The 21890-nt window shown below is 64.8% G+C and carries 20 protein-coding genes; 7 read left to right on the plus strand and 13 right to left on the minus strand.

The genetic code is table 11. The features are described 5' to 3' along the window. Nucleotides 1-130 precede the first annotated feature (130 nt). The gene (locus AB7245_RS16385; RefSeq protein WP_071915404.1) at nucleotides 131-1186 is read left to right on the plus strand and encodes a LacI family DNA-binding transcriptional regulator; all 1056 of its coding nucleotides are present in this window, start codon (nucleotides 131-133) and stop codon (nucleotides 1184-1186) included. Between the two features lie 308 nt (nucleotides 1187-1494). Here AB7245_RS16385 and AB7245_RS16390 read toward each other — a convergent pair whose 3' ends face one another. Next, nucleotides 1495-2226: a DUF3750 domain-containing protein gene (locus AB7245_RS16390; RefSeq protein ID WP_439034437.1), complete on the minus strand. Its 732-nt coding sequence runs from the start codon at nucleotides 2224-2226 to the stop codon at nucleotides 1495-1497. 121 nt (nucleotides 2227-2347) lie between these two features. Between AB7245_RS16390 and AB7245_RS16395 the strand changes: the two genes are divergently transcribed. Both AB7245_RS16395 and AB7245_RS16400 read left to right on the plus strand, forming a co-directional pair. Then, nucleotides 2348-2608 (plus strand): hypothetical protein, encoded by a 261-nt coding sequence (locus AB7245_RS16395; protein ID WP_071917581.1) that lies wholly within the window; start codon nucleotides 2348-2350, stop codon nucleotides 2606-2608. Between the two features lie 371 nt (nucleotides 2609-2979). Continuing rightward, nucleotides 2980-6084, plus strand: coding sequence for a DEAD/DEAH box helicase (locus AB7245_RS16400; RefSeq protein ID WP_085403181.1), 3105 nt, complete (start codon nucleotides 2980-2982; stop codon nucleotides 6082-6084). Between the two features lie 7 nt (nucleotides 6085-6091). Here AB7245_RS16400 and AB7245_RS16405 read toward each other — a convergent pair whose 3' ends face one another. The 12 genes from AB7245_RS16405 to AB7245_RS16460 all read right to left on the minus strand — a co-directional run bounded on the left by AB7245_RS16405 (nucleotide 6092) and on the right by AB7245_RS16460 (nucleotide 18198). Then, the gene (locus tag AB7245_RS16405; protein WP_085403182.1) at nucleotides 6092-7066 is read right to left on the minus strand and encodes a tripartite tricarboxylate transporter substrate-binding protein; all 975 of its coding nucleotides are present in this window, start codon (nucleotides 7064-7066) and stop codon (nucleotides 6092-6094) included. A gap of 26 nt (nucleotides 7067-7092) precedes the next feature. Then, nucleotides 7093-7806 (minus strand): GntR family transcriptional regulator, encoded by a 714-nt coding sequence (locus AB7245_RS16410; protein WP_085403183.1) that lies wholly within the window; start codon nucleotides 7804-7806, stop codon nucleotides 7093-7095. A 23-nt stretch (nucleotides 7807-7829) separates the two neighbouring features. After that, nucleotides 7830-8570 carry an SDR family oxidoreductase gene (locus AB7245_RS16415; RefSeq protein ID WP_085403184.1) on the minus strand — a complete coding sequence of 247 codons (741 nt, stop codon included), beginning with the start codon at nucleotides 8568-8570 and terminating at the stop codon, nucleotides 7830-7832. A 19-nt stretch (nucleotides 8571-8589) separates the two neighbouring features. Continuing rightward, nucleotides 8590-9360 carry an SDR family oxidoreductase gene (locus tag AB7245_RS16420; RefSeq protein WP_085403185.1) on the minus strand — a complete coding sequence of 257 codons (771 nt, stop codon included), beginning with the start codon at nucleotides 9358-9360 and terminating at the stop codon, nucleotides 8590-8592. Nucleotides 9361-9375: 15 nt separating this feature from the next. Next, complete coding sequence (locus AB7245_RS16425; protein ID WP_014496467.1) at nucleotides 9376-9756, minus strand: carboxymuconolactone decarboxylase family protein; 381 nt, start codon at nucleotides 9754-9756, stop codon at nucleotides 9376-9378. Between the two features lie 53 nt (nucleotides 9757-9809). Further along, nucleotides 9810-11045 (minus strand): ABC transporter substrate-binding protein, encoded by a 1236-nt coding sequence (locus AB7245_RS16430; RefSeq protein ID WP_085403186.1) that lies wholly within the window; start codon nucleotides 11043-11045, stop codon nucleotides 9810-9812. 33 nt (nucleotides 11046-11078) lie between these two features. Next, complete coding sequence (locus AB7245_RS16435; RefSeq protein ID WP_085403187.1) at nucleotides 11079-12329, minus strand: ABC transporter substrate-binding protein; 1251 nt, start codon at nucleotides 12327-12329, stop codon at nucleotides 11079-11081. Between the two features lie 33 nt (nucleotides 12330-12362). Then, entirely contained in the window at nucleotides 12363-13070 is a 708-nt protein-coding gene (locus AB7245_RS16440) for an ABC transporter ATP-binding protein (RefSeq protein WP_085403188.1), read from the minus strand. Continuing rightward, nucleotides 13057-14829 carry a branched-chain amino acid ABC transporter ATP-binding protein/permease gene (locus tag AB7245_RS16445; protein WP_201266221.1) on the minus strand — a complete coding sequence of 591 codons (1773 nt, stop codon included), beginning with the start codon at nucleotides 14827-14829 and terminating at the stop codon, nucleotides 13057-13059. The genes AB7245_RS16440 and AB7245_RS16445 overlap by 14 nt, the downstream gene beginning before the upstream one ends. A gap of 2 nt (nucleotides 14830-14831) precedes the next feature. Further along, nucleotides 14832-15767, minus strand: coding sequence for a branched-chain amino acid ABC transporter permease (locus AB7245_RS16450; RefSeq protein ID WP_028147199.1), 936 nt, complete (start codon nucleotides 15765-15767; stop codon nucleotides 14832-14834). Nucleotides 15768-15879: 112 nt separating this feature from the next. Further along, nucleotides 15880-17274 carry an MmgE/PrpD family protein gene (locus tag AB7245_RS16455; protein ID WP_085403190.1) on the minus strand — a complete coding sequence of 465 codons (1395 nt, stop codon included), beginning with the start codon at nucleotides 17272-17274 and terminating at the stop codon, nucleotides 15880-15882. Between the two features lie 30 nt (nucleotides 17275-17304). After that, nucleotides 17305-18198: an NAD(P)-dependent oxidoreductase gene (locus AB7245_RS16460; protein WP_085403191.1), complete on the minus strand. Its 894-nt coding sequence runs from the start codon at nucleotides 18196-18198 to the stop codon at nucleotides 17305-17307. A gap of 251 nt (nucleotides 18199-18449) precedes the next feature. On the opposite strand from AB7245_RS16460, the gene AB7245_RS16465 reads away from it, so the two are divergent. From AB7245_RS16465 to AB7245_RS16480, 4 genes are all read left to right on the plus strand, one after another. Then, nucleotides 18450-19802, plus strand: coding sequence for an MmgE/PrpD family protein (locus AB7245_RS16465; protein ID WP_245344194.1), 1353 nt, complete (start codon nucleotides 18450-18452; stop codon nucleotides 19800-19802). A 28-nt stretch (nucleotides 19803-19830) separates the two neighbouring features. Beyond that, a complete protein-coding gene (locus AB7245_RS16470) occupies nucleotides 19831-20217 on the plus strand; it encodes a carboxymuconolactone decarboxylase family protein (RefSeq protein WP_027575101.1) in 387 nt (128 codons plus the stop codon). Between the two features lie 21 nt (nucleotides 20218-20238). Further along, the gene (locus AB7245_RS16475) at nucleotides 20239-21072 is read left to right on the plus strand and encodes an N-acyl homoserine lactonase family protein (RefSeq protein WP_439034438.1); all 834 of its coding nucleotides are present in this window, start codon (nucleotides 20239-20241) and stop codon (nucleotides 21070-21072) included. Nucleotides 21073-21141: 69 nt separating this feature from the next. Next, entirely contained in the window at nucleotides 21142-21870 is a 729-nt protein-coding gene (locus AB7245_RS16480) for a GntR family transcriptional regulator (protein WP_071915391.1), read from the plus strand. Nucleotides 21871-21890 lie beyond the last annotated feature (20 nt).

Consider the following 21890-nt stretch of genomic DNA (forward strand, 5'->3'; position numbering starts at 1 on the left):
CTCCTCCAACAGCGATTTGATGTTATTTGATGTTTCTGCGACAATGTTGATGCGAAAATTGCGACTTTGAGCTAGCATGTCAAACGATAAAGATGATGGTTTTTGATGTATTCGACGATTGGGCCCCGGAATGAATAAACCAGTGGCTCCTTCGCTGAGCCGCATCGTTGACGTGGCGCGCCGGGCCGGCGTCTCCACGGCGACGGTCGACCGCGTGCTGAATCGTCGGCCCGGTGTGCGGGCGATTACGCAGCAGCGGGTGCTCGCCGCCGCGTCCGAGCTCGACTACATGCCGGCCGAGAACATCCTGGCGGCGATGCGGCCCAAGCCGATGCGGCTGCTGTTCCTGCTGCCGGCCGGCACCAACCGCTTCCTGTCCACGCTCGGGCAGCTGATCGCGCATTCCGACGGCCGGCTCGCGCCCTTCAACGTCCATTGTCAGGTCGACACCATCAAGGGCTTCAATCCCGACCTGCTGGCACGTCAGCTCTGGCGGGCCCGCGACAAGGCCGACGGCATCGCTTTCATGGCGCTCGAGCATCCCGTCGTGAGGGAAGCCGTCGACCGATTGGCGGAGCACGGCGTGCCGACGGTGACGCTGATCTCGGATATCCTGAATGCGCGCCGCGCGGCCTATATCGGACTGGACAATCGCTCGATCGGACGCACCGCCGGCTATCTGATCGCGCGCTTTCTGGGCGAGCGTCCGGCCAAGGTCGCGATGATCGCGGGCAGCCGCAGCTACCGCGCGCACGAAGAACGCGAAATGGGCTTTCTGCACGTCTTCGAAGAACTATTCCCGGCCATCAAGGTCGTGGGCCTGCGCGAAGGCCATGATGACGCCGACCGCAACTATCGCCAGACGCGCATGCTGCTGGGCCAGCATCCGGATCTTGCCGGAATCTACAACATCGGCGGCGCCGCCGATGGTGTCGCTCGCGCCCTGAACGAAATGAACCGGGCGCGTGACGTGGTCTTCATTGGCCATGGTCTGACCTCGGATACGCGCAGCTTTCTGCTCGATGGGACGATGGATGCCGTCATCACTCAAAATCAGCTCAACACGATGATGAGCTGTGTCGGCATCTTCGACAATCTGCGCGCCGGCCGCAGCGCCATGCACGGCATCGAGGCGCCGCGCAGCGAGATCATCTTTCGCGAAAATATTCCGGCGCTTGGGGGCTAGGATCCAAGGCGGCTTGCTGGACCCATGGCCGGCCTGGTCGAGCGCATCCATGGCCTGATTGGGCACGATGCAATTTTGCCGGTGTTTTGCCCGACGAGTCAAATGACCGGCGTCTGAAGACATCGGGCTCGTCGAGCAGCTCAACGTGCGTTGCAGGAGAGATGCCTCTCGTTCTGCGCGCGCAAGGCAATTCACCCAAGCCTCATCTCGACTTAAGCCGCGCCACCGCGACCAACCGGCCAGGGGCGGTTCTACTGTGCATGGGGTTGTTTTTCAGTTTTTTGTTTGGCGAGGCGTCGGCAGGCGCTCTACAGGCCGGCGGCGACGCCCAGGCGGCCGATGCCGGGGAGCTTGAGCGCCGGCCGCCGGATGTCGATGCCCAGCACCGCGCCGAAGAAATTGATCTCGAACCCTTCGACCCAGCCGACCGTCATGCCGAGGTAACCCGACAGCGAGGCGTAGAGACCGGTGCGGGAAGGGGTGATGCCGGCCCAGCGTCCGCTGTACGGATAGTCCTTGCCGACCGCGGTGGGTGGAAGGACGGCACGAAGCTCGGGAACGGCGTCCAGCGCCGCCTGCACGAAGGTGTTGGAATTCGGTCCGGGCCAGGCGCTGTAATCGCCGTAGGCGCGGAACTTGTAGGTCTCGACGACGTGGCGGATCTTGGGGATCAGCGCTTCGGCCCGCGCGCCGTCGACCGCCACGACGGTTTCGGGCATGGCGCCGAACCAGCGGCCGTCGGGTGCAAATCCGTTGCTCCGGATCGGGTCGCCCCACGCCGTGTAGTCGTATCGGCTGTAGGTGCTGGCACCTTTCTCCTTGACGACGATCCAGCTGTGGACGGCGAAAATGCTGCGCCACTGCACCGTGCGCGCGGCAAAGACCCGGATCAGCGCGTCCGGATTGGCCGATGCCGGCGGCAACAGGCCGGCGCTCGAGCGATCCGCCGTCTGCCAATTGCCCCGGCCATCGCCGAACAGATAATAGCGTCCGGCCGACAGTCCTATCGGCACGGAGACCAGCAGCAGGAAGAGAATCAAGAGTTTCCTCAAGGGCAGACGGGGGCAGGCGGGACGACACGATTAATATAGTTCGCCCGGCGGGTCGCGCCAGCACGCTTCTGCTCTTGCATTTGGGAGGTGCGCCCCCATGTTCCCGATTATGATGAAACTGTCCCTCATCGAAGACCAGGCCATCCAGGCGCGAATCGCGGGCATCGCGGGCGCCGAGACGTTCGATCGCATCTTCGCCGGCATCCGATTCGACGAGATCGACGGCAATCTGCTGTTCGCCATTGCCAGGGACGAAGACTGCGCGAGCGAGATCGAGGACGAGTTCTCGCATCACCTCGCGGTGGTTGCGACTCAAGTCCTCGGGCAGAGCGTCGACGTGGTCGTGGTGCTGCCGAAGGTCCTGCAGTAGGCCTTATTTTGCCGTGCAAGCGGCCTCCCGGGCTTGCATCCATGCTTTCCAACGCAATCGTGAAATTGTAATGACGTGCTTGGGCGCTTAGGCCCAGTCCGCGTTGTCGACCGAGCTCTACGGCAGGGCTCGTCGGCGCGCGACTCTATTTCTGAAACAAAGTTGGATACACATTGGCGTCCACCAAAAAAGCCCGGGCCGCGACCGGCGCGAAAAAGACCAAGGCCAAAAGCTCGAAAGGCGAGAGCCCGAAGACCAAGAGCTCGAAGAGCAAGGGTTCAAAGAGCAAGGGTTCGAAGAGCACAGAGAGCAAAGGCTCGAAAGGCAAGAGCGCGTCGCGTTCTACGGTCTCGTCCTCATCGCCGCTCGGCATGCTGGCGCTGCATCTGCGCGAGCAGTGGGAGAAGTCTGGCCGCGACGGCCTCGTGTTCCTCTGCGACAATGAGAACAGGGCGGAGCGGCTGGGTGGCGTGATCCACGCGCTCGACCCTTCGGTCGACGTGCTGGTGTTCCCGCGACTGAACAATCTGCCATTCGATGGTCTGGAGCCGTCGCGCGAGATCGCGGGCAGGCGGAGCTCGGTGTTGCGGCGCCTCGCCAAGGCAAGGAAGCCGGTCTTCCTCGTATCGACCGCAGAAGCCATCATGGAGCGGCTGCCACTGCCGGCGAGCTGGTCAAAGACCAGCCTCAGCCTGAAAGTGGGCGCGGCCTATTCGGAAGCCGAGCTGGAGCGCCGCCTGGAAGCTCTCGGCTACGACCTCGACGAAGAGGCGGAATATCCGGGCGGCGTCCTGTTCCACGGCAAGACGTTCGAGGTGTTTCCCGCGGGCGGACTTGGTCCTTTCAGGATCGAACATTCCGACGGTGTTATCCGTAAGATCGTTGCCGTCGATCCGGTCGAGCATGAGGTCGTCTACGAGACCAGGGAATTGCTGATCGATCCGATGTCCGAACAGATTGCGCTCGGAGGCAAGCGCGGGCAGCGGGCGACGCTGCCGGATTATTGCGCTCGCGCGCGGTGGATCGTGGATGCCGGCGTACCGGGCCACGCCGATATCTGGCTGGGCACCATCGAGGAGGCCGCTGGCCGCAGGGATGCGGAGCGCGAGTATCTCGGACGGGCGGATTGGAAGCGGCTGAAGAAGAGCATCAGCGTACTTCCGCAAAAATCGGCCTTCACGCCGACGCCCGATTTCTCGAAGGCCTCTTCGCCAAGAAAGATCCTCCGCGCATTTATTGACGACATGCAACGCGCCGGGTCGCGGGTGCTGTTCGTCGCGGCCGTCGAGGATGACCTTCGCGCGATGGAGCGGATGAGCGGCATCAAGGCGGAGCGCTGTGCCGATTGGAGCGAGGCGACGGAGGGACGGGAGCGCGAAACGGCGTTCCTGGCCGACTTCGATGCCGGCTTCGTCGGGGCCGGCCGCAAGCCTCTCGTCATCGTCACCGCGTCCGACGTGCTCGGCAGCAGAGCCCATCATCCGCAGCCGATGGCGAGAGCCTGGACGGCCGCGTTCGACCATCCTGACGTTCCGGAACGCGGCGCGGCGGTGGTCCATTTGCAGCGTGGGCTTGCTCTGCTCGACGGCTTGCAGACCCTCGCCATGGGGACGGGATCGCGGCGCGAGATGGTCAGGCTTGCGTTCGCGGGAGACAATGCCGTTCTCGTGCCGCCGGCCGACCTTGCCTTGATCTGGCCCTATGCGGCCGAGCCCGGCAAGCTGGCGCGGGACAAGGCGGACGGAAGCACATGGTGGGCGCGGCGGACCGAGGCCGAGGCGGAGATTCAGGTCGCCGCCAAGGCGCTCGCAAAGCACATCAGCCAGCGCCACCGCCGCCGCGCGCCGAAACTGGTCGCACCCGGGCCGCTCTATGAAAGGTTCGTTGCGCGTTTTCCGTATTTCCCGACCGTCGATCAGGCGAAGGCCATTCAGGACGTGCTCGATGATCTCGCGGCAGGTCATCCCATGGACCGGGTGGTGTGCGGCGACGTCGGATTTGGAAAGACCGAGGTCGCGTTGCGCGCGGCAGCTGCTGTGGCGCTGTCCGGGAAACAGGTGGCGATCGCGGTGCCGACCACGGTCCTGGCGCGGCAGCATGTCGAAACCTTCCGCAAGCGCTTCGGTCCTCTCGGTATCGACGTCGGAAGCCTGTCGCGAGCGACCTCCGGCCCGGAGACGCGAGGGATCAAGGAGGGCCTGCGAAGCGGCAGGCTGAAAGTCGTTGTCGGCACGCAGGCGCTCTCTGCAAAGGATGTGAAGTTCGCCGATCTTGGCCTCGTCATCATCGACGAAGAGCAGCACTTCGGAGCGGCGGAGAAGGCGAAGCTTTCAGGCCTGGCAAAGAATGCCCATACGCTCTGGATGAGCGCGACGCCGATCCCGCGCACGCTCGCTGCTGGTCTTGCGGGCTTCCGGGATCTCAGCGTGATCGCAACGCCGCCGGTTCACCGGCTTCCGATCGTGACCAAGATCGCTCCGCTGTCGGATGCGGCCATTGCCGGAGCATTGCTCCGCGAACGGCGGCGGCATGGACAGAGTTTTCTGATCTGCCCGCGCATCCAGGATCTGGAGCCGATGCTGGCGCGCGTGCAATCATTGGCGCCCGACCTCCGCATCGTCTGCCTTCATGGCAAGATGCCCGTCGACGACCTCGACGACCGCATGATGAGTTTCGTCGATGGCGAAGCGGACGTCCTCCTGGCGACCAACATCGTGGAAAGCGGTCTCGATATCCCGCGCGCGAATACCATCGTGGTGTGCTGGCCCGAAAAGTTCGGCCTCGCACAGCTCCATCAGCTCAGGGGGCGGGTGGGACGCGGCGGAACGCGCGCCTTCGCTTATCTGCTGACGGAGTCGACCTCGGAACAGTCCGAGAAGCGTTTGGCCGTCCTCGAGGAGTTCAGCAAGCCCGGCGCCGGCTTTGCCATCAGCGAGCGCGACCTGGACCTCAGGGGCGCCGGCGATCTGTTTTCCGAACAGCAGTCCGGGCACGTGCAGGTGTTCGGGCCGGTGCTCTACAGTCATCTCCTGAAGCTCGCCTCGGAAAGAGTGAACGACTCGGGCGCCTTTCTGTGGGTGCCGGATCTGAATCTGCCTGTCGGCGACATGTTGCCTGAAGGTTATGTGCAATCGGAAGCAATGCGGCTCGAGATCTATGGCCGCGCCGCCAGATGTCGGAGCGACGACGATCTGGAAGACCTGGAGGAGGAGACTTCGCGGCGTTTCGGCAGGCTGCCGCCGGAGGCGCGTGATTTCTTTGCGGCCGCGAGGCTCCGGATCGATTGCAAGCGGCGTGGCATCGTCAGGCTCGATGTCGGGCCCGAGGCCGTCGCTGCCACTTTCCTCCCCGGGCGGCTGCGGAAATCCAGGGCGCGATCGCTCCAGCGAGACGGCGATCGCGTCGTCTGCGCCGCCCGCGGGCACGCGGACCCGTTCGGCCGGATCGAGGAATTCCTGGAGCTTCTGGACGAGTGAAGCAGGCCTACTGCGGCTCGATTCCGGCTGCCTTGATGATCCGCCCCCATTTGGCGATCTCCGCCTTCAGGAAGGCTTCGAGCGCAGCCGGCGTCGCGCGCTCGGCTTCAACCGGAGCCATGCTGAGCTCGGCAAAGCGGCTGATCAACGCAGGGTCCTTGAGCGCCGTCTGGAGTGCGCCGACGAGCTGGTCGACCACGGGCTTCGGCGTGCCGCGCGGCGCGTAGAGGCCATACCAGGTCGTCACATCGAATTCGGGAACGCCGGCCTCGGCCGAGGTCGGCACGCCAGGCAGTGTCGCGACGCGCGTCTTGCTGGTGATCGCGTAGCCCTTGATCGTGTTCGACTGGATATAGGGCGTCGGTCCCGTCGCGGGATCGCAATAGACGTCGATATGGCCGGCTATGACATCGTTCAGCGCGGGCCCGCCGCCCTTGTAGTAGATCTGCGAGAGTTTCGTATCGGTGGTGCTCATGAACATCAGGCCGCAGAGCTGCGAGGCTGAGCCGAGACCGACATTGCCGAAAGTCATCTTGTCGCCCTCGCTGCGGATGCGGGCGATCATCTCGCCGAGATCCTTGGCCGGGAAATTCGGCCGGGCCACCAGGATCATCGGGACATCAGTGACGAGCCCGATCATGGCGAAGTCGCCGACGGGATCGAACGGCAGCTTGGCATAGAGCGCGGGCGCGGTGGCCTGGCCGACATGCATCAGGAGCAGCGTGTAGCCATCAGGCGCGGCCTTGGCGACGCGGTTGGTGCCGAGTGTGCCGCCGGCACCGACGACATTCTCGATGACGATGGACTGCTTCAGCGTCGCGCTCATGGCGTTGCCGAGAATTCGCGCGATGACGTCGCCGGGGCCGCCGGCGGAGAACGGCACGATCATCGTGACCGGGCGGGTGGGGTAGTCGTCTGCGATTGCCGCGCCACAGGGCAAGAGCAGGAGACACAGGATCAGCGATCGTACCAGAGACAACATCGAACACTCCCTGAATTCTTGTTTTTCTAGTCGTCGGAAGGCGCCGCCTCCTTGGCGGCGTTTCGTTCAATCATGTCGAGCGCGGCCACCGCAGCCGCATTGATGTGATCGACGCAGCAGCGCTCGGCGAGATCCGGATCGCCGTTCTGGATCGCACGCCAGATCGCGGTGACCTCGCGCAGGCTCTTGTTGATCCGTTTCGGCTGCGACATCGACGTGATCCGCAACAGTTGGATCCGGTCGTGCAGCGGCTTGAGCATGCGCTCGATGAAGGCGTTGCGGCAGCCGCCGATCAGCGCGGCGTAGAAGTCGGTCTTGGCTTCGAGGCTCCCGACGAGGTCCTGCTTGGCTGCGGCCGCCTTCAGCCGGGCCAGGGCTTCCCCGATCCGTCGAGCCACTTCCGGATCGTGGAGTCTGGCGCATTCGCGGCCGGCGAAACCTTCGAGCACCGCGCGGGCCGCGTAGAGCTGCCGGGCTTCTTCGAGGCTGATCGTGGAGACCACGGGGCCGCGGTGGGGGACGATGTTGACGAGGCCGTCGGCTTCGAGGGCTCGCAGGGCTTCGCGGATCGAAGGCCGGCTGACGCCCATCATCTCGCAGAGCTCGCGCTCGACCAGGCGCTGGCCCGGTTTGAGTGTTCCGGACATGATCGCCTCGCGCAGCTTTTGCGCGACCATCGCCCGGACGGTCGGGACGTCCTCGATGCGGAGTGTCGACTGCAATTCGCTACGTCTTTCCATGTCCGGACCCTGGTTGGGAAAAGTCAGTACCGGTTTACAGGCAGAATCATCATTTCGGCAATTTGAACGTGCGCGGGCTGGTCCAGGGCGAAGACGATCGAACGGGCAATATCGGCAGGCTCGAGCGCCATCCTGAACTGGTCGAAATAGTCCTTTTCCTTCTGCCTGTCGCCGCGGTAGCGGGTCAGGATGATGTTGGTCCGGGTCAGGCCTGGCTGGAGTTCGGTGACCCGGATCGCGGTTTCCGCCAGCTCGCCCCGCAGCGTCTCGGTGAACATGTGGACGCCCGCCTTGCTGGTGCTGTAGGCGGCCATATCGGGGACGATCCGGACCGCGTTGATGGAGCTGATGTTGACGACATGGCCGGCGTTGCGCCTGACCATGTCGGGCAGGATCGCGCGGGTGACGCGCATCAGGCCGATCAGATTGGTCTGGATGATGTTGGACCAGTCGTCGGCGGAGCCGGCATCGAACCGCGTCCGCCCGCCGATATCGTGTCCGGCGTTGTTGATGAGGACGTCGACCGGCTTGAACTGCGCGGGAATGGCGTCCGGCAGGCGATCTACGGCCTGCCCATTGCTAATGTCGAGCTGGATCGGAAACACCGCGTTGCCCGCCGTGGACGCGAGTTCCTCAAGCGCCTTGGCGTCGCGATCGACCAGCACGACGCGGCGGCCGCTTTCCAGCAAGGCCTTGGTGATGGCGCGTCCCATGCCGCCGGCGGCGCCCGTCAGCACGACGCTCTGGCTCGATTGTTCAGTCATCGTAACACTCCCAATGCTTTCATGCGACCGACCAGCCGCCGTCGATCGGCAGGCTGGCGCCGGTGATATCGTTTGCCGCGGGCCCACAGAGAAAGACGACCATGGCGGCGACCGCATTCATTTCGACGAAACGCTGCGTCGGCTGGCGCTCGCCGAGATATTCCTTGGTCACGTCGTCGACCGGACGGCCGCTGTTCGACGCGATCGTTGCGATCTTGTTCAGGATCGCGGGCGTTGGCAGCGTGCCCGGGCACAGCGTGTTGCAGGTGATGCCGCTCCGCGCCGTCTCGATCGCCACCGCACGGGTGATACCGAGGATCGCAGTCTTGGTGGTGACGTAGTCGATGCGATCCTCGACCGCGCGGCTCGAATAGATCGAGCCCATGTTGATGATCCGGCCCCAGCCGCGCTGCTTCATCGCCGGCAGCGCCAGGCGGATCAAATGGAACGGCGCCGACAGGTTGACCGCCAGCGCCTGCTCCCAGCAATCGGGCGGAAATTGCTCGATGGCGGAGAAATGCCTGATCACAGCGTTGTTGACGAGGATGTCGATGGCGCCGCAGCAGTCGAGCAGATCGGCCATCATGGCCTCGATCGCCTCGCGCTGGGCGAGATCGGCGCCGGCCGCGACGACCTCGACGCCGAAGCGGGCGCGGAGGTCATCCGCGGCCTGCTTCGGCGCGACGAGATCATGAAGGACGATGTTGGCGCCCGCGCCGGCAAGGCCTTCCGCGACCGCGAGGCCAAGGCCCGCGGTCGCACCGGTCACGAGTGCCCATTTGCCCTTCATCGTCGTCACGCTCCGTTATTTCTTGTCGAGCTCGGCGAAGACTTCCTTCGCGTTCCGGAACGCATCCACGCCGGCCGGAACGCCGCAATAGATCGCGACCTGCATGAACACCTCGCGGATCTCCTCCTTGGTGGCGCCGTTGGCGAGCGCGCCGCGGACATGGGTTTTCAGCTCGTGTGGGCGGTTGAGCGCGCAGAGCATCGCCAGATTGAGGAAGCTGCGCGTCTTGCGCGTGAGGCCGTCGCGGCCCCAGACGTAGCCCCAGCAATACTCCGTGGTGAGGTCCTGCATCGGACGGTTGAACTCGTCCGCGGATGCGATCGCCTTGTCCACGAACTCGTTGCCGAGCACGCTCTTGCGGATTTCGAGCCCGCGGTCGTAAGTCGCCTTGTCCATGTTGTTCTCCGTTTCTCTTTCGGGCGTTGTCAGTTCTCAGGTCAGTTCTCAGTTCAGTTTTTGGGCCAGAACGGCTGCGCCAGCGCGAGCTGGGGCGGGAACACCGTCACCGGCACGCCGGACTGCCACTGCACGATGGTCATGCCGGCGCCGACGCGGCGGCCCTTCTCGTCGAACTTGATCTCGCCCAGCGGATAGTATTTCGAGGGGCCGGCATCCATGGTGCGCAGCGCCTCGCCGACGGCAACGCGGTCGGCCTTGCCGGCCTTCTCGAGCGCGTCCTTGATCACCCACATGTCGCCATAGGTGGAGATCGCGTTCTGCGTCATCCACGGCTCCTTGTAGCGGGTCTTCAACTCGGCGATCAGCGCTTCGTGGCCCTTGGCGCCCCAGCTTGCGACGCAGGTCAGCACGCCCTGGAGCAGTTCGGGGCTGACGGTTTGCAGCATGTCCGGCTCGGCGATCGCGATGCCAAACGAGATCGTCGGCACCTTGCCCTGGCCAAGGCCGAACTCGTTCATCTTCTCGAGCAGCAGCTTCGCGTCCGAGATCACCGTCGGCAGGAAGAAGAGCAGATCGGGTTTCGCCGAGCGGATCTTCTGCACCAGCGAGGTCGCATCCGCCAGCGGCGGCGTGAACGTCTCGTCCACGATCAGCTGCAACTGATTCTCCGCCAGCAGGCCCTCGCGCATCGCCTTTGCGGAGGCGATCGAGGCCCCCGTGTTGTCGGTCAGGATCGCGACAGTCTTCGGCCGCTTGCCGGAGGCCGTCTCCGCCAGCTTGATGATCTGGGGCAACGCTTGCCGTGCCTGCGAACCTGCAGTGGCCGCGGTCTGGAACACGTATTTGAAGCCGCGATCGGTGATCAGGTCGGAATAGGAGAGGGTGAGGACGGGCAGGCTGGCGCGCTCGGTGACTTCGGTCACCGCGAGCGTGAACGAGGACAGATAGGCGCCGCTGGCCGCGACCAGATCGGTCTCCTGGGCGACCATGCGCTGGGCGGCGTTCTTGGCCTTCTCCGTGGTGTCGCCGGAATCGAGCACGACCAGCTTCAGCTTGGCGCCGCCGAGCGCCTTGATGCCGCCTTGCGCGTTGATGTGGTCGACCGCCATCTCGGCGCCCTCACGCATCACCGTTCCCGGGCGGGCGTAGAGACCGGAGATCGGCACCAGCAGGCCGACCTTCACCTCTGAAGGTTGCTGCGCCCAGGCGCGAGATGCGATCAGCGTGCCGGACGCGCCGGCCAATAGCGCTCGCCGCGAGATCGTGAACTTGCTTCTTGCAGTCATGACAATTCTCCTCCCTGAAAAATTGCGCGGCGCTTAGGATTTCTTCGGCCAGAACGGCTCTGCTTGCGCGAGATCGGGCGGATAGACGGTGACAGGCACGCCCGATTGCCATTGCACGATGACGACGCCGGCGCCGACGCGACGGCCCTTCTCGTCGAATTTGAGCTGGCCGCCCGGATAGTATTTCGACGGGCCGGCATCCATGGTGCGGAACGCCTGCGCGACCGAGTTGCGGTCGGCCTTGCCGGCCTTCTCCAGCGCTTCCTTCATCAGCCACATGTCGCCGTAGGTCGAGATGACGTTCTGCGTCATCCAGGGCTCCTTGTATTTGGCCTTGAGCTCGGCGATCAGCGCTTCGTGGCCCTTCGAGCCCCAGTTGGCGACGATGGTCATGATGCCCTGCACGGTCTCCGGGCTCACGCTCTGGAGCATGTCGGGTTCGGCGATGGTGATGCTGAAGGACACCGTCGGGATCTTGCCTTGGCCGAGGCCGAACTCGCTGATCTTCTCCAGCCCGAGCTTGGCGTCCGACACTGCATTCGGCATGAACAGCAGCAGGTCTGGCTTGGCCGAGCGGACCTTCTGGATCAGCGGGGTGGCATCCGACAGCGGCGGGGTCCAGACTTCCTCGACGACAAGCTGGAGGCCTTCCTGTGCGAGCAGCTTTTCCTTGAGTGCCTTGGCGGTGGCGACGGATGTCGCGGTGTTGTCCATCAGCATCGCCACGGTCTTGGGCTTCTTGCCCGACGCGTTCTCGGCGAGCTTCATCAGCGTCGGCAGGCCCAGCTCGGACTGACGGCTCGCGGTCGCGGCGGTCTGGAAGATGTATTTGAAGCCGCGGTCGGTCAGCAGGTCCGAATAGGACAGTGTCAGCACCGGAAGTTCGGCGCGCTCGGTCACCTCGGTGACGGCGAGGGTGAAGGACGAGAGATAAGAGCCGGTGGCGGCGACCAGATCGGGCTCCTGTGCCACCATGCGCTGCGCCGCGTTCTTGGCCTTCTCGGTGGTGTCGCCGCAGTCGATCACCACCAGCTTCAGCTTGGCGCCGCCGAGCGCCTTGATGCCGCCCTGCGCGTTGATGTGCTCGATGCCCATCTCGGCGCCCATTTTCATCACCTGGCCGGGGCGGGTGTAGATGCCCGACAGCGGGACGATCAGTCCGACCTTGACCTCGGCCGGCGCCTGCGCCCGTGCCACGCCGGCGAGGCCGACGGCGGCGGCGCCCGACAGCACGGTCCGGCGCGTCAGTCCTTTTGATATGCTGCCCTTCGATGTCTTGTTCACCTTGTTGTCTCCCTGCTCTTTGTTTTTTGTTCGTCACATGCCGAGATAGGCTTTGCGCACGCGATCATCGGCGCGCAGCGTGTCGTTGTTGCCTTCGAGCACGACGTGTCCGGCTTCGAGGACGTAGCCGTGGTCGGCGGACTCCAGTGCTTCCGCCACGCGCTGCTCGACCAGCAGCATGGTCAGCCCGGACTGACGCCGGATATCGATCAGCCGCTCGAAGATGAAGTCCGCGGTCGACGGTGCGAGCCCCATCGAGGGCTCGTCCAGCATCAACAGCTTCGGCGAGGAGGCGAGGCCGCGGCCGATCGCTAGCATCTGCTGCTGGCCGCCGGACATCGTGCCAGCGAACTGGTTGCGGCGTTCCTTCAGCACCGGCAGCCATTCGAAGATGCGCTCGATGTTGGTTTGCCAGTCGCGCCGGCCGCTTTCGGTCATTGCACCCATTTCGAGGTTCTCCATCACCGTCAGCGACGGGAACACCTGGCGGCCCTCGGGGACATGGGCGATGCCGAGATGGGCGCGCTGCGGCGGCGGCACCGCGAGGAGATCGACGCCGTCGAACGTAATTCTCCCGCCGCTCGGCTTCACGATGCCGGAGATTGTCTTGAATAGCGTCGTCTTGCCGGCGCCGTTGGGCCCGACGATCGCGACGAACTGGCCCGCGCCGACATTGATCGACACGTCGTTCAGGACGGGCTTGGCCGAATAGCCCGCGCTTAATCCCTCAATTCGCAGCATGGCCCGCCCACTTCTTGCCGAGATAGGCCTCGATCACCCGGTTGTCGCGCGTCACCACTTCGGGCAGGCCCTCGGTGATGACGGCGCCATGGTCGAGCACGAGGAATCTGTCCACCAGGCGGACCATCGCCTGCATGGTGTGCTCGATGATGGCGATGGTCATGCCGTCGCGTGCGAGCTGCTGGATCACGGCGACGACCTCGTCCGCTTCGCCGTGGCCGAGGCCCGCAAGCGTTTCGTCGAGCAGCAGAATGCGCGGCTGGCCGGCGATCGCGCGGGCGAGCTCCATCAGCCGCAGCTCCTTGGTCGAGAGTTCGCCGGCGACATGGTTGGCTACGGCGGAGAGCCCGACGCGGGCGACTGCGTCGGCGGCAAGCTTGCGTGCCTCCGCATCGGAGCGGGCGCGCACATAGGCCCCCACCACGACATTGTCGAGGATCGACATGCGCAGGAATGGCCGCATCACCTGGAAGGTGCGGCCGATGCCGGCCTCGCAGATCACGTGCGGCCGTTGGCCGGACATGTTGCGGCCGTCGATCAGCACCTCGCCCTCGCTCGGCTTCAGAAAACCGTTGAGGAGGTTGAACAGCGTGGTCTTGCCGGCGCCGTTCGGGCCGATGATGCCGAGGATCTCGTTCTTGTGCAGCTTGAAACTGACGTCCTGAACGGCTTTGAGTCCGCCGAAGGAGCGCGAGAGATTGCGAACCTCGAGCATCACCTCGCCGGTGGCCGCACGCTGCCGCGCGGCGGGCTTCAGCGCCGTGACGTTGGCGACGGCCGTTTCCGGAGTGTCGCTCGCCGTGGCCTTGGATGCATTTCGCTTGCGCAGGAGATCGCGCAGTTTCCAGAACAGGCCTTCCGGCGCGAGCAGGATGACGCAGACGATAGCAAGGCCGAAGATGACGCCCTGAATGCCGGGGATCCGTGCACCGGCCTCTGCGTGCAGGATCTCGGCGAGTGGGATCAGGATCACGGAGCCGATGACCGGCCCCCAGACCGTGCCGACGCCGCCGAACATCGCGACCGTGAGCGCCTGCGCCGACACCAGCATGCCGAACACCGATTGCGGGGTTACGACCAGCAGCACCTGCACATAGAATCCGCCGATGGCGGCGGCGATCGCGCCGCTCAACGTGATCGCGCGCAGCTTCCAAGCCAGCGTGTTGATTCCGGCCGCTTCTGCCGCAGCCTCGTTCTGCTTGATCGCGAGCAGCGCCATGCCGAAGCGGGATCGCTCGATCACCTGCGTCAGCACGATGGTGGCAAGCATGATGGCCAGCCCCAGCAGCGTGTAGATGTGGGGATCAGAGAACTGCATATAGGCGATCGGCGCGTCGCGCTTGATCGGAAGCGTCACCTCCTGGAAGCCGAGCCACTCGAACACGTAGAGAATCGCGAGCGGGTAGGCGAGCATCGCGAGCGCAAAGTAGTGGCCCTGGAGGCGGAAGGTCGGAAATCCGATCAGAAGCCCGGCAATGCCGCCGAGCATGGCGGCGACCGGGATTAGCAGCCAGGGGGAGATATCAAAATAGATCTGCCCGAGCGCGGTCGCATAGGCGCCGATGCCGAAGAAGGCTGCGTGGCCGAACGAGATCAGCCCGGTGTAGCCGCTGAGCAGATTCCAGGACAGGCCGAACACCGCCCACACCGGCACCAGCGTCAGGATGAGCTGGTAGTAGGAGTTGGTGACGCCGAGTGAGATCCCGGCGTAAGCGAGCGTGAAGAGCAGGGGAGGCAGCAGTGAACGCATCCGGAGCATGGTCACGTCCTCTCGACCATGCGCCCGAAGAAACCTTGCGGACGGAAGAAGATGATGAGGAGGAAGACGGCGAAGATCGCGGCATTCTGCAACTGCGTCGGCAGGATCAGCGTCGACATCTGCTGCACGAGGCCGATCGTCATGCCGCCCCAGAAGGCACCGATGATGCTGCCCATGCCGCCGAGCACGACGCCGGCATACATGACGATCACGTATTCGAGGCCGACGAAGGGGTGGAACGGATAGTTGGTCGCGAGCAGGCCGCCGGCAATCGCGGTGATGCCGCAGCCGAGCGCGAAAGCGGTGCGGTGCGCACGGTCGACGTCGATGCCCATATAGGTCGCGGCGGTCGGATTGTCGGCGGCGGCGCGGAGCGACTTGCCGATCCGGGTCCGTGTGATCAACAGCGAGAGCAGAATCATGATCGCGAGCGAAACGATCGCGTCAATGCTGCGCGCCTTGTTGAGGAAGATGCTGATGTCGAAGAAGGGAACGAACTCCCAGGCCGAGCTCGACAGCGGCGTGCGGATCGAGGCCAGCACCGATCCGAAAACGATGAGGCCGCCATTCTGCAGGATCAGCGCGATGCCGAGCGTGAGGATGAGCTGGGCGTAATGGCCTTCGCCTTCAAGCGAGGCGGTGCGCGTGCCCGAGACGCGCGAGATCAGGGCCAGATGGACGAAATAGCCGAACACGGCGAGCACGGGACCAGCCAGCAGGATGGCGACGAACGGCCCCACTGTGTTGCCGAACAGCGCCTGGATGCCGGCGGCGGTGAAGAGATAGAAGGCGGCATACATGCCGAGCATCATGAAATCGCCATGGGCGAAGTTGATGACGCGCATGACGCCGAAGATCAGGCCGAGCCCGACGCACATCAGGCCATAGACGGCGCCGATCAAAAGGCCCGCAGCGAGCGCTTGAAAGAAGCCTTCCATCAGCCCCGCCTCCGCGCGGCGCGAGCGCCGGCTTGCTGGCGATTGTGCGTCGTCGGCACTGCTAGGCTGGTCTCCCGGTCGACCATGTTTCCCCCGTATTGTTTGGCATTTCTTATGATGCCGATCGTAAAACTCGTTCTGGCGCATCCAGACGACACTGCGCTGCGATGTCGCCGGCATTGCCGAGCTGCTCGCAGCCGTCGATGAGTTGCTCGAGCCGGTGCGCGCGGTCCTCGCCGAGGGCGCGAATGGCGGCGGCGCGGAAGCGCGCACGAATCTCTGAAGGCGTTGCGGCGATGACGTCGGGCAAAGCGTGCCGGATGGTCCGGCCGCTGCGCAGATGCACGGTCACCTCCGCGCCCTGCTTGCCGGGGAAGGCGGCGGTGAAGCCTGGATCTGCCCCGAGATCGGTGACCGCGACCAGGCGAATGATGTCGGCATCATCGAGTTCGGAATAGTTCTCTTCCTCGATCTCGCCCCGCGCCAGCGTGGCGGCGACGCTGAAGGGAATGCTCATCTTGGCCTGGAGCGCGTTGCGATAGGGCCCCATGGAGTCGCAGCCGGGATAGCGAACGGCGGCATCGGGTGCGCGAATGATGACGCGGTCGATCTCCTCAGTGCTGGCGAGCTCGTGCGAGACGCGAAGCGCTGCTTGGGCCGCGGTCTGCGCGAAATTGCAGGCCGGGACCGGCTTGTTGTAGACGGCCATGATCTCGCTCTCGCCATCGGGGAAGAGCGTGATGCTGTCGGGCGCGGCCTGGCGGCGATAGGCGGCGAACAGGCCGGCTTCACCCTCTAATATGGTTTCCGAGCCGAAAGCGCCGGCTGCCGCAAGACCGATCGCCTTGATCGCGTTGCTGGCCGCAAAGCCGGGATGAAAATACATGTCGGAGCCGCCGGCATGCGGCCACTCGTTCAGCCCGCTGGACGTATTGGCCGCGATCGCGACGGCGCTGGTTGCCTGGTCCTCGGACAGACCGAGCGCAAAGCTTCCAGCCAGCGCCGCGCCTGGCGGCGCCACGAGCCCCGTCGGGCGATAGAGCCGTGCGAGGTCGGAGGTCAGGAGCGCGCGGCCGATCCGCGCGCCGGTCTCATAGCCGATGATGGCGGCCGAGAGCAGCCTGGCTCCGTGCAGCGGCGTCTGTTCCGACAGCGCGAGCAGCGTCGGCCAGATCACGACGCCGTGGTGCGCGATGCTGGCCGCATGCATGTCCTCGCGGACGAGGCCGTGCCCCATCACAGCATTGGCAAAGGCGGCATCGGCCGACGAGGAGAGTTGTGACGTCCCGATGATCGTTGCAGTGCCGCCGGCTTGTGCGATCGCGACCGCCTGACGGCTCCAGGGATGCTGGCCCGCCTCGAAGGCGCAGGACAAAAAGTCCAGCAGAGAGAGCTTTGCCTTCGCGACGACCTCCGGCCCGAAATCGCCGAGATCGAGCGCAAGCACGCTCCGCGCCATCTGGCGCGTGAGCGAGACCTTGCCTGATCCGGTCGGGCCGATCGTCATCGCAATCGCTCTCCCTGAAGGCTTGCGTGATCAGCCGCGCATCTCGACCCCGGCCCATTCCTCGAGCACCTTGGCGATCGAGGTGAAGTCGGACGACGCGCCATACTTGGCGTTGGTGATCGCGAGCATCTGCCGCACCACTGCGCCGCAGACCATCGGCACGCCCATGGCCTCGGCCTCGTCGACGCAGAGCCGGACGTCCTTGTAGGAGAGGCCGGTGGCGAAGCCGAAATCGAAGGTGCCGGGCAGCACCGCGCGGGGGAATTTGTCTTCGGACGCGCTGTTGCGGCCGCTGCTGGCGTTGATGATGTCGATCAGCACCTTGGCATTGACGCCACCCTTGACGCCCATCGCGACCGCTTCGGACGTGATCACCAGCGCCGCGGCCGCCATCAGATTGTTGGCGAGCTTGGCCGTCTGTGCCACGCCGGGCTTGTCGCCGGTGTAGAACAGCTTGCCGAAATTCTTCAGGATCGGCTGCACGGTCTCGTAGGTCGCCTGCGGGCAGGACACCATCACGGCCAGCGTGCCGTTGACGGCGCCCTTGATGCCGCCGCTCACGGGCGCATCGACCAGCGTCATTCCTTTGGCCTTCAGGCCTTCCGCAACGATCTTCGCGGCGCCGGGACCCGAGGTCGAGAGATCGATGACAATCTTGGCGCGGCTGCCGCTGCTGATGCCGTCCTGTCCGAGCGTGACCGCCTTGACGATGTCGGGCGTCGGCAGGCTGGCGAGCACGATGTCGGCGCGCGAGGCGACATCGGCCGGCGACTTGCCGAGCTGGGCGCCGCGCTTGACCAGCGGCTGCGTTGCTTCAGCCTGCGTGTCATAGATGACGAGCGAATAGCCCGCGTCGATCAATCGCCCCGCCATGGGGCCGCCCATGCGGCCCGTACCGATTACGCCGAGAATCTCTCCCGCCATCGTCTACTCCCTGTCGCGCGATCCCGTGACGGGCGCGCCTTCTTGATCTCGTTGGTCAAACGCTTTCGCCGGCCGGCCTTCTCGGCCGCCGTCGTCGTGGCAGCGGGATCCCGCGCCAACGGGCCGGATTGTTATGATTGTCAGACAAGCTGTCAAGCATAACATTTGGGGTCGACAGTTTGCCGCGGATCGTCATATGGTCCGGGAAAACGAGGAAGACGCCCCGCGTGCCGCAAGCTTCAATTCCGAGTGTGAGCAAGACGCTCGCCGATTTCGTCGCGTCCTCGTCGTGGGCGGACGTGGAGGCGCAGAGCCCTGAGGCGAAGCGATCGATCCTCAATTTCTTTGCGACCGCGCTCGGCTCCGCACGCGATCCGGTGGTCACGGCCGCGATGCGCACGCTGTCGCCGTTCAGCGGCGCCGCGACATCGACAATCATCGGCCATTCGGAGTCCATGGACGCGCTGTGCGCGTCGTTTCTCAATGCCATCTCGGCGAATCTGCTCGACTTCGACGACACGCACCCTGAAACGATCATCCATCCGGCCGCGCCGGTCGCCGCGCCGATATTGGCGCTGGCAGAGACGCGCAAGCTGACGGGGCGCGCGGTGCTGACCGCGTTCATCCTTGGCGTGGATGTGGAGTGCCGCATCGGCAACGCAGTCTCGCCGCGCCATTACGCCCGTGGCTGGCACATCACTTCGACCTGCGGGATTTTCGGCGCTGCGACGGCGTGCGCGAAGCTGTTGGGGCTGCCAGCGGAAGGGATTACGAACGCGATCGGACTTGCGGCGAGCCAGTCGGCCGGCAATGTCGAGAATCTGCCAAGCGCCGCCAAGAATGTCAGCGTCGGCAATGCCGCACGTAACGGGTTGTTCGCCGCGCTGCTCGCGCAGCAGGGCTATGAGGCTGCGCCCCGCGCCATCGAAGGTCCGCTCGGCTGGGCGCGTACCATGGGGGATGAGCCGGATCTCGCCCGCATGCTCGATGGCCTCGGCAAGACCTGGGAGATCGCGAAGAACACCTACAAGCCCTATCCCGCCGGCATCGTGTTCCATTCGGTCATCGACGCCTGCCTGCTGTTGCGCGAACGGATTGGCCGGCGCGTTGACCAGGTCGAGTCGGTGACAGTGCAGGGCTCGGCACTGCTGCTCGCGCGCGGTGATCGCCCCGTGAACAACGAGCGCGATGCGCGCGTCAGCATCCATCATTGCGCGGCTTGCGGACTGTTGCTCGGCGCGGCCGGTGTGGCCGAGTTCGCGCAGGAGACCGTGGTCCGGCCCGATATCGCGCGACTGCGGCAGAAGGTGAGGGCGGAGCTTGATGCGCAGATGCCCGATGGCGCTGCGCGCGTCACCTTGCGCCTGTCGTCTGGTGAAATTCTTACAGAGACCGTGACTTCGCCGCGCGGCAGCCAGGCTGCGCCGCTTTCAGACCGCGAGATCGAAGAGAAGCTGCGCGAAGGCGTGCGGACCGGTCGAAGTGACTGGGACGCGGACCGAGTTATCGATGCAGTCTGGCGGCTTGATGCGGCGGACGACGTCGCCACGCTGCTGCAGTCACTGCGGCCACCATCGGCGTCGCGCCAAACAATTTCCAACTAGAATCTCTCAAGACCGGAAAGGGACGATCATGAGCAAGACCGAACTGTTCGAAAAGGGCCTCAAAGTTCGTAAAGAGGTGCTCGGCGAGGACTACGTCAACAAGTCGATCGCCGGTGCCGACGAGTTCACGCGCACGATGGCGGAGTGGTCGACCGAGTTCTGCTGGGGCGCGCTGTGGACGCGGCCCGGCGTCGACCGCCGCACGCGCTCGATCGTCAATCTGGCGATGCTGGGCGCGCTGAACCGCCCCCACGAACTGAAGCTGCACGTCAAGGGCGCCCTGAAGAACGGGCTGACCAAGGAGGAGATCAAGGAGATCCTGCTCCAGGTCGCGGTCTATTGCGGCGTGCCCGCCGGCATCGACGCCTTCCGCAACGCGCGCGAGGCCTTCAACGAGGTCGATGCGGGGTCCTGAGCCCGTTTGATGGAAGCTCTCATGGCTGACCCGGAATACGAGCTCTTCGCCATCCGCTATGCAACGCGGGATGCCCAGCGGAGCGAGCACTTCATCGGCGGCGATCCGCATGACGGGCCGATGCCGATGGACTATTTCATGTGGCTGGCGAGGGGAGGCGGTCGCACCTTCGTCATCGACACCGGGTTCAACGCCGAAATCGCAAGGCAGCGCAGGCGAACATTCCTGCGCTGCCCGGTGGAGACGCTTGCCGCGTTCGATGTCGACGTGGCCGACGTCAAGGATGTGATCCTCACGCATCTGCACTACGATCACGCCGGCAATTTCGACCGGTTTCCGAACGCGCGGTTTCATCTTCAGGAGCGCGAGCTCGCATACGCCACCGGGCGCTATATGCAGTATCCGAGGCTGTCGCATTCCTTCGAGGTCGAGGACGTCTGCGGGATCGTGCGGCTGAACTATGCGCGCCGGGTGCTGTTCTACGACGGCGACGCCGAGATCGCGCCCGGACTGACGGTCCGCGCGGCCGGCGGGCATTCCGCCGGTCTTCAGTTCGTCCGCGTCAACACGCGCCGCGGCCCGGTCGTGCTCGCCTCCGACGTCAGTCATTTCTACGAGAACATGACGAGCGAGCGTCCGTTCACGACGGCCTTTCATGTCGGTGACATGCTGGTGGGCTTCGACAAGCTGCGAGCCGCAGCGCCGGACACGGACCACATCGTTCCCGGCCACGATCCGCTCGTCATGAAGCTCTACCCGGCGCCAAGCCCGGATCTGAGTGGCGTAGCTGTTCGTCTCGACGTCGCGCCGTCCAGGGCCGCGCATTCCCAGGACGTTGGGCAAGGCGTAGCGTAACCTAAGCTAGAAAAAATCGATTTTCGATTTTCTGTTGACCGGCGGCCGCCGCCTTGCAATCATCCGACCATGGGTCCGCTTCAGTTCCAGTTGTCCGGAAGCCCCGGGGATGGTCCGCGCAGCCTGACGTCGGCGCTGCACGAACGTCTGCGCGCCGATATCCTGGCGACGCGGCTGCCGCCGGGCCAGAAGCTGCATATCGCGGGGCTCGCCAAACAGTTTTCCGTGAGCCTCGCCGCCGTGCGCGAGGCGCTGTCGCGACTTGTCGCGGATGGGCTCGTGCAGGCGTCGGACCAGCGTGGCTTTCGCGTGAGCCCGGTGTCGCTCGCCGATCTTGCCGACGTGACGCAGACCCGGATCGACATCGAGGGGCTTGCGCTCCGTCGCTCGATCGAGCGGGGCGATGAGGCCTGGCTCGCATCGGTGAAATCCGCCTGGGCGGATTTGAAGGCCGTTCCCCATCGTTATCCCGACGATCCGACCGTGCACTACGAGGAGTGGGTGATCCGTCACCGCATCTTCCATCGTGCGCTGGTCAACGCGTGCGGCTCGCCATGGCTGCTCGGCTTCCGCGACGTGCTGCACGAGCAGAGCGAGCGATATCGCCGCCTCTCGATCCGCCGAGAGGCCGGTGGCAAGCCGCGTAACGTCGAAGCCGAACACAAGGCGATCGTCGCCGCCGTGATCAGGCGCGATGCGGATGCGGCAGTTCGCGCCTTGTCAAAGCACTTCGGCACCACCAAAGAATTCGTCGAGCTCGCCGCCTCTCGCATTGCGGAGGTGAGCCGTACGACCTGACGATCCGGAAAAATCCGGCA

The sequence above is a fragment of the Bradyrhizobium sp. 604_D8_N2_3 genome, assembly GCF_051810765.1.
In the GTDB taxonomy this organism is placed as follows: Bacteria; Pseudomonadota; Alphaproteobacteria; order Rhizobiales; family Xanthobacteraceae; genus Bradyrhizobium; species Bradyrhizobium barranii.